The 16,269-nt window shown below is 67.3% G+C and carries 11 protein-coding genes and 1 riboswitch; of the genes, 6 read left to right on the forward strand and 5 right to left on the reverse strand.

Annotated features, from left to right (window positions below):
- Positions 1–71: 71 nt before the first annotated feature.
- The 4 genes from M2299_RS15415 (at position 72) to M2299_RS15430 (ending at position 4,530) form a co-directional block, all read left to right on the forward strand.
- Entirely contained in the window at positions 72–1,370 is a 1,299-nt protein-coding gene (locus tag M2299_RS15415; protein ID WP_099782882.1) for a nucleoside transporter C-terminal domain-containing protein, read from the forward strand.
- Positions 1,371–1,396: 26 nt separating this feature from the next.
- Positions 1,397–2,362: a ribokinase gene (locus M2299_RS15420; RefSeq protein WP_025877854.1), complete on the forward strand. Its 966-nt coding sequence runs from the start codon at positions 1,397–1,399 to the stop codon at positions 2,360–2,362.
- 334 nt (positions 2,363–2,696) lie between these two features.
- Positions 2,697–3,692 carry a tRNA dihydrouridine synthase DusB gene (gene dusB, locus M2299_RS15425; protein ID WP_025877853.1) on the forward strand — a complete coding sequence of 332 codons (996 nt, stop codon included), beginning with the start codon at positions 2,697–2,699 and terminating at the stop codon, positions 3,690–3,692.
- Between the two features lie 10 nt (positions 3,693–3,702).
- A complete protein-coding gene (locus M2299_RS15430) occupies positions 3,703–4,530 on the forward strand; it encodes a class I SAM-dependent methyltransferase (RefSeq protein ID WP_280884614.1) in 828 nt (275 codons plus the stop codon).
- Between the two features lie 109 nt (positions 4,531–4,639).
- Here the strand turns inward: M2299_RS15430 and M2299_RS15435 are convergent, their stop codons facing one another.
- The 3 genes from M2299_RS15435 to M2299_RS15445 form a co-directional block, all read right to left on the reverse strand.
- Positions 4,640–5,698, reverse strand: a complete 1,059-nt coding sequence (locus M2299_RS15435) for a metal-dependent hydrolase (RefSeq protein ID WP_280884615.1) — start codon at positions 5,696–5,698, stop codon at positions 4,640–4,642.
- A 117-nt stretch (positions 5,699–5,815) separates the two neighbouring features.
- The gene (locus tag M2299_RS15440) at positions 5,816–6,616 is read right to left on the reverse strand and encodes a UDP-2,3-diacylglucosamine diphosphatase (protein WP_025877846.1); all 801 of its coding nucleotides are present in this window, start codon (positions 6,614–6,616) and stop codon (positions 5,816–5,818) included.
- Positions 6,613–8,322 (reverse strand): GNAT family N-acyltransferase, encoded by a 1,710-nt coding sequence (locus tag M2299_RS15445; RefSeq protein ID WP_032974921.1) that lies wholly within the window; start codon positions 8,320–8,322, stop codon positions 6,613–6,615. The genes M2299_RS15440 and M2299_RS15445 overlap by 4 nt, the downstream gene beginning before the upstream one ends.
- A gap of 313 nt (positions 8,323–8,635) precedes the next feature.
- Here M2299_RS15445 and metK point away from each other — a divergent pair, with 313 nt between their 5' ends.
- Both metK and M2299_RS15455 read left to right on the forward strand, forming a co-directional pair.
- Positions 8,636–9,847: a methionine adenosyltransferase gene (gene metK, locus M2299_RS15450; RefSeq protein ID WP_025876533.1), complete on the forward strand. Its 1,212-nt coding sequence runs from the start codon at positions 8,636–8,638 to the stop codon at positions 9,845–9,847.
- 141 nt (positions 9,848–9,988) lie between these two features.
- Positions 9,989–10,495: an acyl-CoA thioesterase gene (locus M2299_RS15455; protein ID WP_025876535.1), complete on the forward strand. Its 507-nt coding sequence runs from the start codon at positions 9,989–9,991 to the stop codon at positions 10,493–10,495.
- A 146-nt stretch (positions 10,496–10,641) separates the two neighbouring features.
- On the opposite strand, the gene ppc is transcribed toward M2299_RS15455, so the two are convergent.
- Both ppc and M2299_RS15465 read right to left on the reverse strand, forming a co-directional pair.
- Complete coding sequence (ppc, locus tag M2299_RS15460; protein ID WP_280884627.1) at positions 10,642–13,353, reverse strand: phosphoenolpyruvate carboxylase; 2,712 nt, start codon at positions 13,351–13,353, stop codon at positions 10,642–10,644.
- A 164-nt stretch (positions 13,354–13,517) separates the two neighbouring features.
- Positions 13,518–16,034 carry a prolyl oligopeptidase family serine peptidase gene (locus M2299_RS15465; protein ID WP_280884616.1) on the reverse strand — a complete coding sequence of 839 codons (2,517 nt, stop codon included), beginning with the start codon at positions 16,032–16,034 and terminating at the stop codon, positions 13,518–13,520.
- A 123-nt stretch (positions 16,035–16,157) separates the two neighbouring features.
- Positions 16,158–16,240, forward strand: a riboswitch (S-adenosyl-L-homocysteine riboswitch).
- Positions 16,241–16,269 lie beyond the last annotated feature (29 nt).

The following is a 16,269-nucleotide window of genomic DNA, read 5'->3' on the forward strand; positions in this document are numbered from 1 at the left end:
TTTTCCTTGCTCCGGCCCCTGCCCTGCACTAGGCTTCCCGTTTTTCGCGACGCCCCAGGGGAGTCACTCAGATGGTCGAAGGTTTGGGCAGGATCGGCTTCGGCCTGTTCGGTTTGGCGGTGCTGATCGGCATCACCTGGCTGTTTTCCAACAACAAGCGCGCGGTGGACTGGAAGCTGGTCGCCACCGGCATCACCCTGCAGATCGCCTTTGCGGCCCTGGTGATCCTGGTACCGGGCGGGCGCGACGTGTTCGATGCGCTGGGCCAGGGCTTCGTGAAAGTGCTGAGCTTCGTCAACGAAGGTTCGAAGTTCATCTTCGGCTCGTTGATGGACGTCAAGAACTACGGTTTCATCTTCGCCTTCCAGGTGCTGCCGACGATCATCTTCTTCTCGGCGCTGATGGGGGTCATGTACCACCTCAACGTCATGCAGGCGATCGTGCGGGTGATGGCCTGGTCGATCACCAAGGTGATGCGCGTGTCCGGTGCGGAAACCACCAGCGTCTGTGCCAGCGTGTTCATCGGCCAGACCGAGGCGCCGCTGACGGTGCGTCCGTACATCTCCAAGATGACCCAGTCCGAACTGCTGACGATGATGATCGGCGGCATGGCCCATATCGCCGGCGGCGTGCTTGCCGCGTATGTGGGCATGCTGGGCGGTGGCGATCCGGTGCAGCAGGCGTTCTACGCCAAGCACCTGCTGGCGGCCAGCATCATGGCGGCCCCGGCCACCCTGGTCGTGGCCAAGCTGCTGATTCCGGAAACCGGCACCCCGCTGACCCGCGGCACGGTCAAGATGGAAGTGGAGAAGACCTCCAGCAACATCATCGACGCGGCCGCCGCCGGCGCCGGTGACGGCCTGAAGCTGGCCCTGAACATCGGTGCGATGCTGCTGGCCTTCATCGCCCTGATCGCCCTGCTCAATGCGCCGCTGACCTGGATCGGTGAAGTGACCGGCCTGGCGGCTGCGATCGGCAAGCCGACCGACCTGTCGACCATCTTCGGTTACGTGCTGGCCCCGATCGCCTGGGTGATCGGCACCCCCTGGGCCGACGCCACCACCGTCGGTTCGCTGATCGGCCAGAAAGTCGTGATCAACGAGTTCGTCGCCTACACCGAACTGTCGAAGATCGTGAATGGCCAGGTGCCGGGCATGAGCCTGTCCGACGAAGGTCGCCTGATCGCCACCTACGCGCTGTGTGGCTTCGCCAATTTCAGTTCGATCGCGATCCAGATTGGCGGCATCGGCGGGTTGGCACCGGAACGTCGCCACGATCTGGCCAAGTTCGGCCTGCGCGCGGTGCTGGGCGGTACCATCGCCACCTTCATGACGGCTACCATCGCCGGCGTGCTGACGCATTTCAGCTGAACCCTAGTTTCGAGAACAGATTCCCTATGAGCAGCAGTGTCGTTGTCGTCGGTTCCTTCAATGTCGATCACGTGTGGCGGTGCGAGTCGCTGCCGGCACCGGGTGCGACCATTGCCGGCCGCTACAGCACCGGTCCCGGTGGCAAGGGCTTCAACCAGGCCGTTGCCGCCTGCCGTGCCGGCGCTGACACCAGCTTCCTGTGTGCACTGGGCGACGACGCCGGTGGTGCCACCGCCCGTGACCTGGCCGCGCAGGATGGTTTCGCGCTGATCGCCGAAGCCAGCAGCGAGCCGACCGGCACCGCCGGCATCTACGTCGATGCCCGTGGCCGCAACACCATCGTCATCGGCCCGGGTGCCAACGCGGCGCTGAGCACCGACTTCGTACAGCAACAGCAGGCCCTGCTGACCGGCGCCAAAGTGGTGCTGGTGCAGCTGGAATCGCCGGTGCAGACCATCGAAGCGGCCCTGGCCGTGGCCCGTGAGGCCGGTGTCACCACCGTTCTCAACGCCGCCCCGGCCGACGCCCCGTCGAGCATCGGCCTGCTGAAGCTGGCCGATGTGATCACCCCGAACGAGACCGAGTTCGCCGCCCTGCTCGGCCGTCATGTCGGCGAGCGCGTGGATGCCAATGACGTCGCCGCGCTGGACGGTGCCAGCCTGCACGCGCTGTGCCGCAAGCTGGTCGGCAACGGCACGGTGGTGGTGACTCTGGGTTCGGTGGGCGTGTTCGTGTCGCATGCCGACGAGCACCTGCGTGGCGACACCCAGCCGTACTACCGCGTGGGTGCCGAACAGGTGCAGGCGATCGACACCACCGGTGCCGGCGATGCCTTCAACGGTGCGCTGGTGGCCTCGATGGCACAGGTGCCGGACGCTCCGTTCGCCCGCCACGTGCGCTTCGCCAACCAGTTCGCCGGTCGCTCGACCGAGAAGGAAGGCGCAGCGGCGGCGATGCCGCGCTTCACCCCGGCCGATGCCGAAGTGAAGTAACGCGACATCCCCGTGGGGATGATGATCGGGCCCGGGCATGCAGATGCCCGGGCCTTTTCACGTTCATGGGCAAGGCCCCATCCACGCATGGCGTGGATCTACCGGGCTGGGTGCGATGGCCCCATCCACGCATGGCGTGGATCTACTGGGTGCTGGGTGCGTGGATGCCCCTTGCCGGCCCGCCCAGCCGCCCACCATGACCGGCCCGTGGGGGCGACGGAAGCGACCATCAAGCATCTGCTGATGCCCGTCCGGCATGAGGTCGGTCAGGATCGGCCTGAACCGGCGAGCCGCAAACCCAGCCGGGGCGCCTGCCGCGCCCTACAATGGACGCATGCAGATCGGCCCGTACTCCATTGCCCCCAACGTCGTGCTGGCGCCCATGGCCGGCGTCACCGACAAACCCTTCCGCCTGCTGTGCAAACGGCTGGGCGCGGGCCTGGCCGCCTCGGAAATGACCATCAGCGACCCGCGCTTCTGGAACACGCGCAAGTCCATCCACCGCATGGACCATGCGGGTGAACCGGCGCCGATCAGCGTGCAGATCGCCGGCACCGAGCCGCAGCAGCTGGCCGAGGCCGCGCGTTACAACGTCGACCATGGCGCGCAGATCATCGACATCAACATGGGCTGCCCGGCCAAGAAGGTGTGCAACGCCTGGGCGGGGTCAGCGCTGATGCGCGACGAGCAGCTGGTCGCGCGCATCCTGGAAGCAGTGGTGAACGCGGTGGACGTGCCGGTGACGCTGAAGATCCGCACCGGCTGGGACTGCGACCATCGCAACGGCCCGCTCATCGCGCGTATCGCCGAAGACAGTGGCATCGCTGCGCTGGCGGTGCACGGCCGTACCCGCGACCAGCATTACACCGGCCAGGCCGAGTACGCCACGATCGGCGAGATCAAGGCCGCGCTGCGCATCCCGGTGATCGCCAACGGCGATATCGATTCGCCGCAGAAGGCCGCCTTCGTCCTGCAGCAGACCGGCGTGGATGCGGTGATGATCGGCCGCTCCGCACAGGGCCGGCCGTGGATCTTCCGCGAAGTGGCGCATTACCTGGCCACCGGCGAAGAACTGCCGCCGCCGTCGCTGGCCGAAGTGCGCGACATCCTGCTCGGCCACCTGCACGCGCTGCACGATTTCTACGGCGAACCGCAGGGCGTGCGCATCGCGCGCAAGCACCTGGGCTGGTACGCCAAGGATCGGCCGGAGAATGCCGCGTTCCGCGCGGTGGTCAACCGCGCCGAAGATCCGGCCAGCCAGATCGCGCTGACCACCGACTATTTCGACCGCCTGATCGCCGGGGAACCGGCGATGTCTTCCGCTGCCTGAGCCCGCCCCCATGACCCCGCCTATTTCTTCCCCGACCTACCTGCATGGGTTCTCCGGCACCGAGCAGCAACGGCTGATGACCCAGGCGCGCCTGCTGGAAACGAGCATCTTCGGCCAGATCGATTACAGCGGCGCAAAGCGCCTGCTGGAAGTCGGCAGTGGCGTGGGCGCGCAGACCGAGATCCTGCTGCGCCGCTTCCCCGAGCTGCACGTGACCGGCGTGGACCTGAGCGAGGCCCAGCTGGAAACCGCGCGCGAAAACCTGGCGCGCACGCCGTGGTGCAACGACCGTTGCACGCTGCAGCAGGCCGATGCCGGCGAACTGCCTTTCGAGGCGCGCAGCTTCGATGCGGCGTTCCTGTGCTGGGTGCTGGAACACGTGCCGTCGCCGGCGCGCGTGCTGAGTGAAGTACGCCGCGTGTTGGCCCCGGGCTCGCCGGTCTACATCACCGAGGTGATGAATGCTTCGTTCCTGCTTGATCCGTATTCGCCGCACATCTGGCGCTACTGGATGGCCTTCAACGATTTCCAGTACGACCACGGCGGTGATCCGTTCGTCGGCGCCAAGCTGGGCAACCTGCTGCTGGCCGGTGGCTTCCGCGATGTGCACACCGAGATCAAGACCATCCACCTGGACAACCGCGAACCGGCACGTCGCAAGACGATGATCGCTTTCTGGGAACAGCTGCTGTTGTCGGCGGCCGACCAGCTGCTGCAGGCCGGCACGGTGGACGAAGAGACGGTGGAGGGCATGCGCCGCGAGTTCCGGCTGGTGCAGAACGATCCGAACGCAGTGTTCTTCTATTCGTTCGTGCAGGGCCGCGCAACGGTGTATTGAGCGGCCGCGGTACACGTCATCCACGCATGGCGTGGATCTACGGGTGCCGATGCACTGCGCCATCCACGCATGGCGTGGATCTACTGGGCTGATGGGCCGTGGCGTGGATCTACGGGTGCGCGGCGGCGCCGTCCGCCGCCTCCGGTTCGTGCCAGATGCGCTGCCACATCGCCGACAACCGGCGGCCGGCATCGGCACGCGCGGCCGGGCTGCTGTAGTCCACCCGCAACTGCTCGGGCACGATCGCGCGCCACTGGCCATCAACCTGCTCGGCCACCGCGAAATTGAAGGTGTAGTCCGGCTCCAGCCCCATGCGCAGGTCGCTCAGCACCAGCCTGCCCTGCACCACCTGTGCGCGCATGAAGCCACGGTTGAACCACTGCAGGCGCCGTACTGCCGGAATTCCCGCCGCTTCGCGCAAGGCCTGCACGTTGGACGGATGCCCCTCGAAACGCATCGGCCCGTGGTCGGCCACCAGCGAGCGGTCAGCGACCACGTAGCCATTCGGGGTCATCGCCACGACCCGCCACAACAGGGTATTGAACGGCATCGGCACCGAGAACCGCGGCGCGTCGCCCAGGCCCATCGCGGCCAGGCTCTGCTGCGCGGCGCGGTCGACCTGTGCCTTGGCGATCAGTCCCCAGCCCAGGTACGCACTGCTGAGCAGCAACGCAACGCAGAGCACCTTGCCCACCCACGGTCGCACGCGGCCGAACCACGCCAGCACGCAGCCCAGCAGCAGCCACACCGTGTAGCCGGGATCGATGATGAAGACACTCGAGCCCATCGCGGGATGTGGCTGCAACGGCCACCACAGCTGCGTGCCGTAGACAGTGAACGCATCCAGCACCGGATGAGTGACCAGCGCCAGCTGGATCGCCCAGAACCAGCGCAGCGGTGATTGCGCCACCCGGCCGTTGCCGAAGCGCTTGAACAGCCACCAGATCAGCGCGGCCACCCACGGCAGCACCAGCAGCGAATGGCTGAAGCTGCGATGGTCGGTCATGTTCGCCACCGGGTCGGCGGCGGCAAAGCCCAGCCAGAGGGCATCCAGGTCCGGCAGGGTACCGAGCGCGGCACCGGCCAGCAGGGCGGCACGGCGGTGTCCAGGCGGGGCGATGGCGGCAGCGACGGCGCCGCCAAGAACGATCTGGGTCAATGAGTCCATCGGCCGATGCTAGCGGCTTGGCGATCTCCGTGCAGCGGCGGTTTCCTGCCCGGCTGCGCGTCAGTCAGCTGCCAGTGCGGCCGCAGCCGCGCGTGGGCCTGTCCCTGCAGCGGTGAATCACGCCGCCTGCGACAACCGTGCTCCCGGCAGCTCCACCAACGTCCGCCCGTTGTGGTCCAGCAGCCGCATGGCGCCGTCGTGGTCCTCGGCCAACGCGGTCAGGCTCTCCACCCAGTCGCCGTCATTGGCGTAGACCAGACCGTCGCGTTCGATCAGTGCGGCGCGGTGGATGTGCCCACAGATGATGCCGTCGAGGCCTCGCCGGCGAACATCGTCCAGGCCGGCCTGCACGAAGCGCTCGATGTAGCGTTCAGCGGCGCCACTCTGCCGTTTCAGGAATTCGGACAGCGACCAGTAGCGCATCCCGAGTCGGCGCCGCACCGCATTCAACAGATGGTTGCCGGTGAGGATGCGGTAGTACAGCCAGTCACCAAACCGCTCCTGCAGGCCACCGAAGTGGGTAACACCGTCATAGTCGTCGCCATGCGCCACCAGCAGCCGGCGGCCATCGGCGGTGGTGTGGATCGCACGGCGGCGCACCTGCATCGCCGGCAGCATCAGGCCGCACACCTGGCGCAGCGAGGCGTCGTGGTTGCCGGGGATGTAGATGATCTCGGTACCGGCGCGCCGCAGCGCGTGCAGGGCCAGGATGACCTCGCTGTGCGACTGCCGCCAGTTGGCGCGTCGGTGGGCCATCCACCACAAATCGATGATGTCGCCGACCAGATACAGTCGCTCGCAGCGCAGGGTGCCGAGGAAACGCGCCAGCTCGGTGGCGTGGCAATGCCGCGACCCGAGATGAACATCGGAGACGAACACGGCGCGACGATGCGGTGCCAGGTTCGCCAGCGTGCTCATGCCGGCATCCCCGCATCGCGCAGGTAGCGTTTGCGCTTGTGTGGCCGGATCGCGTGCAGGTCGACTTCGATCAGGCCGTCGATCGAGTCGCTGAAATCCGGATCGACGCCAAACGCCAGGAACCGTGCACCGCCGGGTTCGCACAGGTCTGTGTACTGCCGGTACAAGGTGGGCACACCGGTACCGAGCGCGGCGAGATTGGCTTTGAGCACGTCGAAGGCAGCCGCCGCATCCATCTCACCAAAGCAAGGTGGCGCGGCGAAGTACTGGAACGGCCGGTTCGACTGCACCCGGCCATCGGCTGCGCCGTAGTAACGCTGGTAATAGGCCACCAGTTGCTCGCGCGCATCGCGTGGCAGCGCGGCGCTGATGGACACCGCACCGAACAGGTAGCGGATGCCGGGCTGGCATTGCAGGTAAGCGCCGATGCCCTGCCACAGGTAATCCAGGCTGCGGCTGCCCCAGTAATCGGGCACCACGAAGCTGCGTCCCAATTCCAGGCCTTCGGCAATGCGGGGAATGGCGTCGTCGGAATAGCGGAACAGCGAAGCGCTGTAGAGCCCGGCCAGGCCCCGGCGCGCCAGCGCCTGCGCGCCCCGCATGATCCGGTAGGCCCCGGCGATGCGCTGGGCGGTGCCGTCCCAGATCACGATGTGCTGGTAGTGCAGGTCGAAGTCATCCAGGTCGCGACTGCGCCCAGTGCCCTCGCCCACCTGGCGGAAAGTCAGTTCGCGCAGCCGCCCCAGCTCGTGCAGCAGCGGCGAATCGGCCGTGCAGCTGGCCAGCAGGATCTGTTTGCCATCGGCGGTCTGCCCCAGCACGGTGGCGGCGGCAATCGCAGCGGCGACCTGTGCAGGCGGCACCGGCGCGGCAAGCGGCTCGGGCCCTGCCGGGCAGCCTTCGGCAATCGCTGTGCTGCGCCCCAGCGCATATACCGCGCGGCGCACCGCCAGCAGCTGCGCGCCGGGATCACCCTGCCCCAGCTGCATCGGTTCGCCGATGCGCAGCCGCAGCGGCCGGCCGCGGCGGGCGAACATCTCCCGTGCCAGCAGTGCCGTACCAGCCGGCTTGAACAGGGTCGAAGCGCCGTAGAACAGCGCCGAGTTGCGCGCTTCCACCCGTACCGGCAGTACCGGTGCGGCGGCGGCACGGGCAAAGCGGACAAACCCCCGCTGCCAGCGGCCATCGCGGATGCCGAGCAGCGACAACCGCGAGACCTCGCCGGCCGGGAACACGATCACGCACTGCTCGGCCGCCAGCGCCTGCTCCACCGCCTGCAGGCTGCTGCGCTGGACCTTGCCGCCGAGGATGCGTACCGGCAGCAGCAGGTCCTGCAGCGGCCCGATCGCGCCCAGCAGATCGTTGGCCACGATCCGCACGTCACGGCGGATACGGCCGACCGCATCCAGCAACGCCAGCGCATCCAGCGCGCCGGAAGGGTGGTTGGCCACGATCAGCAGGCGGCCGGTGGCCGGGATCCGCGCCAGCGCGGCGGGGTCCACGTGGTAGCGACCCTCGATGAACTCCAGCCCGGCGGCGACGAAGTCGAAACCGCGCACGTTGGCGTTGCGGCGCAGGAACGCCTCGATCCGGTCCAGCCGTGACCAGCGCCCGACGCTGCGCAGCAGGGGCCGGGCCAGTTGGCCGCGACGGCCATGGAACCAGTCGGGATAGCGTTGCTGCAGACGCTGTTCGAGTTCCTGCATGGCGTGTCCCCTCCTGCCCGGCGGCCGGGTTGGCCGAGAGCCTGCGCCCGGCAGGCGGCAGCCAGATGGCGGTTTGGCGGCAGAATGATGACGGCGAAGGCGCTGGCACATCCGGTCCCGGCGGGGGCGGCAATGGTCACGCCAGTGGAACACTGCCTGTGCACGATGCCCCCGCAATGCCCGCCAGGCCTTGCCCTGCCGGGCACAACACCTTAACCACCGGCAACCCATACGGGTTCACAATGCACAGGCGGCGCACCCCGTGTATCATTCGCGCCCATCTTTCCATCCGAATCAAAGGATATTAAGCCTGATGTCCAGCTACCTCTTCACCTCCGAGTCGGTCTCTGAAGGCCATCCGGACAAGGTTGCCGACCAGATCTCCGATGCGGTGCTGGACGCGATCCTGACCCAGGACCAGCGCGCCCGCGTGGCCTGCGAGACCATGGTCAAGACCGGCGTTGCCATCGTTGCCGGCGAAATCACCACCAGCGCCTGGATCGACCTGGAAGCGCTGACCCGCAAGGTCATCGTGGACATCGGCTATGACAGCTCCGACGTCGGCTTCGACGGCGCCACCTGCGGCGTGCTGAACCTGATCGGCAAGCAGTCCCCGCACATCGCCCAGGGCGTTGACCGCAAGAAGCCGGAAGAAATGGGCGCTGGCGACCAGGGCCTGATGTTCGGCTATGCCACCAACGAAACCGACAGCTACATGCCGGCGGCGATCCACCTGTCGCACCGCCTGGTCGAGCAGCAGGCCAAGATCCGCAAGAAGCGCAACTCGCCGCTGTCCTGGCTGCGTCCGGACGCCAAGAGCCAGGTCACCCTGCGCTATGAAAACGGCGTGGTTTCGGCCATCGACGCGGTGGTCCTGTCGACCCAGCACGCCCCGGGCATCAAGCAGAAGGACCTCATCGAGGCCGTCCGCGAAGAGATCATCAAGCCGGTGCTGCCGGCCAAGTGGCTGCACAAGGGCACCAAGTTCCACATCAACCCGACCGGCAAGTTCGAGATCGGCGGCCCGGTGGGCGACTGCGGCCTGACCGGCCGCAAGATCATCGTCGACACCTACGGCGGCTGGGCCCGTCACGGTGGTGGCGCGTTCTCCGGCAAGGACCCGTCCAAGGTCGATCGTTCGGCCGCCTACGCTGCCCGCTACGTCGCCAAGAACGTGGTTGCCGCCGGCTTGGCCGACCGTTGCGAAGTGCAGGTCTCCTACGCCATCGGCGTGGCTGAGCCGACCTCGATCTCGGTCACCACCTTCGGCACCGGCAAGATCAGCGACGACAAGATCGAGAAGCTGATCCGCAAGCACTTCGACCTGCGCCCGTACGGCATCATCAAGATGCTGGACCTGATCCACCCGATGTACCAGCAGACCGCGGCCTATGGCCACTTCGGCCGCAAGCCGAAGGAGTTCAGCTACATCAACGGCGAAGGCGAGACCGTCAACGCCACGGCCTTCTCCTGGGAGAAGACCGATCGCGCCGCCGCCCTGCGCGCCGATGCGAAGCTGAAGTAAGAAACACGAAGGGCCGCTGTAGAGCCGACTGTCAGTCGGCTGACCTTCAAGAAGGGCCGCGCAAGCGGCCCTTCTGCTTTCGGTAGTGCCGGCCGCTGGCCGACAGATGGTAGTGCCGGTGGTTGCCGATACAATCGCCCCATGTCGACCGAACTCAAATCCCACCAGCTGTCCATGACCGTGCTGATGTCGCCGGAAATGGCCAATTTCTCCGGCAAGGTCCACGGTGGCGCGATCCTGCGCCTGCTCGACCAGGTCGCCTATGCCTGCGCCAGCCGCTATGCCGGCCGCTACGTGGTCACCCTGTCGGTGGACCAGGTGGTGTTCCGCCAGCCGATCGCGGTGGGCGAACTGGTCACCTTCCTGGCCTCGGTGAACTACACCGGCACCTCGTCGATGGAAATCGGCGTCAAGGTGGTGGCCGAGGACATCCTCAAGCGCAGCGTGCGCCACGCCAACAGCTGCTTCTTCACCATGGTGGCGGTGGACGAGGACGGCCGGCCGACGCCGGTTCCATCGCTGCAGCCGGCCAGTTCGGATGAAAAGCGCCGGCAGGCCGCGGCGCTGATCCGCCGCCAGCTTCGGCAGGAAATGGAGCAGCGGCATCTGGAACTGCTGGCGTCCAATCCGCCGTCACCAGAAGAATGAAAGCGGGCCGACCGGGCTCGGCACCTGGCAAACCGGTAGTGCCGGCCGCTGGCCGGCAACTGCAGTAGCCTGCCTGCTGCGAGGTTGCCGGCCAGCGGCCGGCACTACCATTGCGAATTCGCCGGGCCATGCCCGGCGGATGCGGATCACCCCGTGTTCTGCACGCCCTGCGAGACACCATTCACGCAGGCCACCAGCGCACGCAGCAGGTCGTCGTCCTCGCGTCCGCTTTCGCGCCAGCGCTGCAGCAGGTCCACCTGCAGCACGCTGATCGGGTCCACATAGGGATTGCGCAGGCGGATCGACAGCGCCAGCCGCGCGTCGTGGTCCAGCAGGGTCTGCTGCTCCATCAGCGCCAGCAGCCAGTGCCGGGTCAGTTCAAGCTCGCGTTCGACCTGCGGGAAGAACGCGTCGTGCAGCTCACCCGACAAACGCGAGAACTGTTCGGCGATGGTGATATCCCCCTTGGACAGCACCATCGCGATGTCATCCAGGAACGTGCGGAAGAACGGCCAGTCCCGCGCCATTTCACGCAACGTGGCTTCATGGCCGGCGTCGGCGGCCGCCTGCAGGCCGCTGCCGACCCCATACCAGCCCGGAATCACCGCGCGCGCCTGGCTCCAGGCGAACACCCACGGAATCGCGCGCAGGTTGGTCAAGGCCGCATCCTGGCCGAGCCGGCGCGACGGCCGCGATCCCAGCGTCATCCGTTCAATCACATCGATCGGCGTGGCGGTACGGAAGTAGTCCATGAAACGCGTTTGGCCAACGAACGCCCGATAGACCTCGCTGCTGGAACCGGCGACCACGTCCATCACCGGCCGCCAATCATCCTCGCGCGGTTCGGCGGCACGCGGGCGCAGGCTGGCGCGCAGCACCGCACCGGTGGCCTGCTCCAGCGAACGCAGTGCCAGCGCGCGGATGCCGTACTTGCGGTGGATCACCTCGCCCTGCTCGGTCACCCGCAGGCGGCCATCGATGCTGCCGCGTGGCGAGGCATCGACCGCGTGCGTGGTCTTGCCACCACCGCGGCTGATCGAGCCACCGCGGCCATGGAAGAAGGTCAGGCGCAGGCCCGCTTCGGCGGCCACTTCCAGCAGCTCCACCTGTGCGCGCTGCAGGCCCCAGCGTGATGCGGCAATGCCACCATCCTTGCTGCTGTCCGAATAGCCGAGCATCACCATCTGCACGTCCTCGCGTGCACGCAGATGCGCGCGGTACACCGGATCGGCCAGCAGATCGCGCAGCGTCGCGGTGCCGCGCTTGAGGTCGTCCACGGTTTCGAACAGCGGCGCGATATCCAGCGGCACGTGGCCGGCGTCATCGACCAGGCCGCCACGCCGCGCCAGGGCCAGCACCGCCAGCACATCGCCACGGTCGTGCGCCATCGAGATGATGTAGCTGCCCAGCGCGTCGCCACCATGCCGCGCACGGGCATCGGCCAAGGCCGCGAACACTGCATCCAAGCGCTGGTTGCCCTCATCATCGCCAACAGGCAATGGTGTTTCACCACTGGCATGCGGTGCCAGCAGGCGTGCGCGACCCGCTGTATCCAATGCGTCCCATGCCGCATCGCCCCCCAGCACTGCGGCCAGCGCGCGCGCATGCACGCTCGATTCCTGGCGCACATCCAGCCGCGCCAGATGGAAACCGAAGGTCTTCACCCGCCACAACAGGCGCTGCACCGCGAAGCCGCCGGCATGCTCGCCCCGGTTCGCGCGCAGGCTGTCGAGGATCAGCTGCAGGTCGTCGATCAGCTCGTCCGGGCCGGCATAGGCGCCGTCGGCATCATCCAGCGTGGCCTGCAGGCGTGCACGCATGCGGTCGTTGAGCAACCGATACGGCATGTCGGCATGGCGTGGCCGCGACTGCACCTGCGGCAGCAACTGCTGGTAATGCGCGACGCGCGCCTGCAGTGCATCGCTTACCCCCACCCGCTCGGTGGATTGGCTGAGCAGGCTGGCCAGCTGCAGCAGTTCCTTCTGGTAACGGCCCAGCACGGCAACGCGCTGTGCATCCAGCGTATTGCGGATGGTGTGCGCATCCACATTGGGATTGCCGTCCATGTCGCCGCCCACCCACGTGCCGAAACGCAGCAGGCGCGGCAGCGGCAGTTCCGCGCCATAGGTATCGCGCAGTGCCTGTTGCAGCGATTCGTACAGCACCGGGATCACCCGGTACAGCACCTGCACCAGATAGAAGCCGACGTGCTCGCGTTCGTCGTCCACGGTCGGGCGCACCGGCGAGGAATCGGTGGTCTGCCACGAGGCGGTCAACGCCATGCGGAAGCGCGCGGCGTCTGCGGCCGCCTCACCCGGCGTGCGCTGGCCGTCGAGATTGTCGACCAGGCTGGCCACCATCAGCTGCTCTTTCTCCAGCAGCGCGCGGCGCACCGCTTCGGTCGGGTGTGCGGTGAACACCGGCTCGATATCGATGCGTGGCAGCCACTGCGCCAGTTCGTCCAGGCCAACGCCCTGCGCCTTCAGGTGCCGCAGGGCATCCTGCAGGCCATCGGGTTGCGGTGCGGCCGCAACGGCGCGCTGGTAGTCGCGGCGGCGGCGGATGCGATGCACGCGCTCGGCGATGTTGACCACCTGGAAGTAGGTGCTGAACGCGCGCACCATGGTCTCGGCCTGTTGCGGTTCACGCCCGGCCAGGCCGTCGGCCAGCTCGGAGAGCGGCGCCTGGTTCTCGCGGCGGGCAATGGCACGCGTGCGCACGTCCTCGACGTCATCGAGAAAGGCGGCCGACACCTGCTCGACCAGCAGGTCACCGACCAGTGCACCCAGACGGCGCACGTCGTCACGCAGGGGAAGATCAGGGGAAGCGAATTCGATACTGCTGCGGTACTCGTTCATCGGCGACGCACAGGCCTCGGTCAACGGATCCAGACCCCAAGCCTAAACCAGAACGCGTGCCGTGCTGCGATGCAGAAATGGTTTCATCTGCACGCATCCGCCGGGCATGGCCCGGCGCTACCGTGGGAAGCGGCCCTGTTGCGGGGGCCGCCATCGTGCGCGGATCAGCGCTGTTTCTTCGCCTTGCCCTGCTGCACCGGGCCGAGGTTCTGCTCCAGCCAGCGCTCGCTTTCGGCCAGCATCGTCATGATCGATTCGCGTGCGCGGTAGGCATGCGACTCGTTCGGCAGCATCACCAGGCGGGCGGTGCCGCCCAGCCCCTTCACTGCGGCAAACATGCGTTCGCTCTGCATCGGGAAGGTGCCCGAGTTGTTGTCGTCCACGCCGTGGATGAAGAGGATCGGATCCTTGATCCTGTCGGCGTAATTGAACGGCGCCATCTTCTGGTACACGTCCTGCGCCTGCCAGTAGTTGCGCTCTTCGGCCTGGAAACCAAACGGGGTAAGCGTGCGGTTATAGGCGCCGCTGCGCGCGATACCGGCCTTGAACAGGCGGGTGTGCGCGAGCAGGTTGGCGGTCATGAACGCACCGTAGGAGTGGCCACCGATGGCGATGTGCTCGCGGTCGGTCACACCACGCCGCACCACCTCGTCCACTGCGGCCTGCGCATTGGCCACCAGCTGTTCGATGTAGGTGTCGTTGGGTTCCTTGTCGCCTTCGCCGATGATCGGCATCGACGGGCTGGCCAGCACCACATAGCCCTTGGCCAGGAACGCCTGCGGGCCCCAGTAGCTGATGGCGTTGAAGCGGTACGGCGAATCGGTCACCTGGCTGGCGGCCGCCGCGCTCTTGAACTCACCCGGGTAGGCCCACATCAGCAGCGGCCGCGGACCATCGCGCTTGGGGTCGTAGCCCGGCGGCAGCAGCAGGGTCGCGGTCAGGTCCACGCCGTCCTTGCGCTTGTAGCGGATCTGCTCCTTCTGCACGCCCTTCAGCTGCGGCAGCGGATGGGCGAAATGAGTCAGCGCACGCGGTGCGGCGTTGGTGTCGGCCAGCGACTGCACGTAGAAGTTGGTCGGCTCGTCCGGGCTCTCGCGGCTGATCAGCAGCGAACTGGCCTGCGCATCCAGCAGCGTTACCGGCGCGGCGTAGGTCGGTGCCTGCGAATGGAACAGGCGGGTTGCCTTGCCGCTGGCCACGTCGAAGCGATCAACGAACGGACGGTCGCCTTCCGGCGATGCACCGGCACCGGCCAGGTACAGGCTGCCGCCATCAGCGGTGGTCTGCAGCAGCGAGCGGCCGCGGTCATCACTGGTCATCAGCGGGCGGCCCGGATCGGCGTAGCGGTCCTGCGCGTCGCGATCCCACAGCAGCCTGGCATCGGCGCTGGCGTTGTCCGGTGCGATCAGCCAGGTCTTGCTGCGGCGGGTCTTCCACCACGATTCGTTGAGCAGGGCCAGGTCGCCACGGCCCCAGCTGATGCCGGCATAGCGGCTGCCGAGCTGGGCCAGGGTCACCGGCGGCGTGTCGAACGGTGCGGCCTGCATGAACACCGCATCGCGCACCTTGGCTTCCCTGTTCGGGTCGCCACCATCCTGCGCTTCGGCCCAGACCAGGGTGGCATCGGCATCGCCGCGCCAGCTGATGTCACGCACGCCGGTCACTTCGGCATCGTTGCCGGTCGGCAGGCCTTCCACCAGCGGCCGTACGGCCACGGTATGCACCAGCTTGCCGGTGCTGCGGTCGAGCACTTCGATGCGGCGCGGGAAGCTGCTCAGCGGCACCACGTAGGAGTACGGACGCTGCACCGGCTGGCTGAGCACGAAACGGCCGTCGGGCGACACCGCAAAACCCATGAAGATGCCGGCCGCACCGATGGCACGGCTCTGCCCGTCCAGCCCCACTTCCATCGGTTGGGTGGTGGCGTAGTAATCGAACTGGCGCGCGTCGGCCTCGTTCTTCAGCAGGTCCTGGTAGGTGCGGATGGACACCACGCCACCGCCCTGGCTGGTCTGCTGCACGGCCGGGCCGGTCGGAATGCCATCAGCAGCCGGGGCGGCACCAAGGTTGCCCGGGCGGGTGAACACCACCAGGCCACGGCTGTCCGGCAACCACTGGTAGCCACTGCCCAGAACGGTGTTCAGGCCGGCGACCAGGCGACGGGCGCTGCCGCCAGTCACGTCCACCAGCCACAGCTCATTGGCCCCGGTAGCGGCATCGACCTGGTTGAAGGCCAGCCACTTCTGGTCCGGCGACCACGTCAGGCTGGCGATCGACAACGAGGCCGGCAACCCGCTGATCTGCCGTTCCTTGCCGTCAGCCACATTCATCAACCACAGCTTCTGGCCGAAGCTGAAGCGGCTGTCAGAGAAGGTTTTCGGATTGATGCGCAGGCCCGCGAGTTTCAGCTCCGGCTGCGCCACCACCTGGATCGACGGCAGCGACGGCATCTGCATCAGCGCGGCGACATCCCGGCGCGGCGACAGGAACAGCGACGGCGCCCGCGGCGCGTCGACCACGGCCTGCAGTGCGGCCGAGGGCAGCTCGTAACCGGCCACGCCCTGTGCCTGCGCCGCGGCCGCCTGCGGTGCCGCAGCCCAGGCCTGCGGGACCACCGCCAGCAGGGCCATCGACAGGACCAGGCCAGTCAAGCGCCGGTTGCGGCGTGCGTGCGTGCTCATCATTGTTCTACCTGTTCGCTGCATGAAGCCCTCGACCTTAACAGGCCATGCACCTGCGCCCATCTGCCGATGGTTGGGTCATCGCCGTGTCACAGCGGAGGCGCGATATAATGGGCATCCTCCCCTGCCGAGGGGCGCTGCGACCGGATCCCCTGAGACCGGCCAGGCTCGGCCAGGTGGCTTTGCAACAACGGCGCCCGGCCAGATGCGAGCATCCGCTCGCCCACAACCGGAG

It is taken from the genome of Stenotrophomonas sp. 1278 (assembly GCF_029892765.1).
In the GTDB taxonomy this organism is placed as follows: Bacteria; Pseudomonadota; Gammaproteobacteria; order Xanthomonadales; family Xanthomonadaceae; genus Stenotrophomonas; species Stenotrophomonas indicatrix.

Coding starts and splice junctions, on each gene's coding strand:
- M2299_RS15415 (WP_099782882.1), top strand. CDS start 72: ATGGTCGAAGGTTTGGGCAGGATCGGCTTCGGCCTGTTCGGTTTGGCG.
- M2299_RS15420 (WP_025877854.1), top strand. CDS start 1,397: ATGAGCAGCAGTGTCGTTGTCGTCGGTTCCTTCAATGTCGATCACGTG.
- dusB (WP_025877853.1), top strand. CDS start 2,697: ATGCAGATCGGCCCGTACTCCATTGCCCCCAACGTCGTGCTGGCGCCC.
- M2299_RS15430 (WP_280884614.1), top strand. CDS start 3,703: ATGACCCCGCCTATTTCTTCCCCGACCTACCTGCATGGGTTCTCCGGC.
- M2299_RS15435 (WP_280884615.1), bottom strand. CDS start 5,698: ATGGACTCATTGACCCAGATCGTTCTTGGCGGCGCCGTCGCTGCCGCC.
- M2299_RS15440 (WP_025877846.1), bottom strand. CDS start 6,616: ATGAGCACGCTGGCGAACCTGGCACCGCATCGTCGCGCCGTGTTCGTC.
- M2299_RS15445 (WP_032974921.1), bottom strand. CDS start 8,322: ATGCAGGAACTCGAACAGCGTCTGCAGCAACGCTATCCCGACTGGTTC.
- metK (WP_025876533.1), top strand. CDS start 8,636: ATGTCCAGCTACCTCTTCACCTCCGAGTCGGTCTCTGAAGGCCATCCG.
- M2299_RS15455 (WP_025876535.1), top strand. CDS start 9,989: ATGTCGACCGAACTCAAATCCCACCAGCTGTCCATGACCGTGCTGATG.
- ppc (WP_280884627.1), bottom strand. CDS start 13,353: ATGAACGAGTACCGCAGCAGTATCGAATTCGCTTCCCCTGATCTTCCC.
- M2299_RS15465 (WP_280884616.1), bottom strand. CDS start 16,034: ATGAGCACGCACGCACGCCGCAACCGGCGCTTGACTGGCCTGGTCCTG.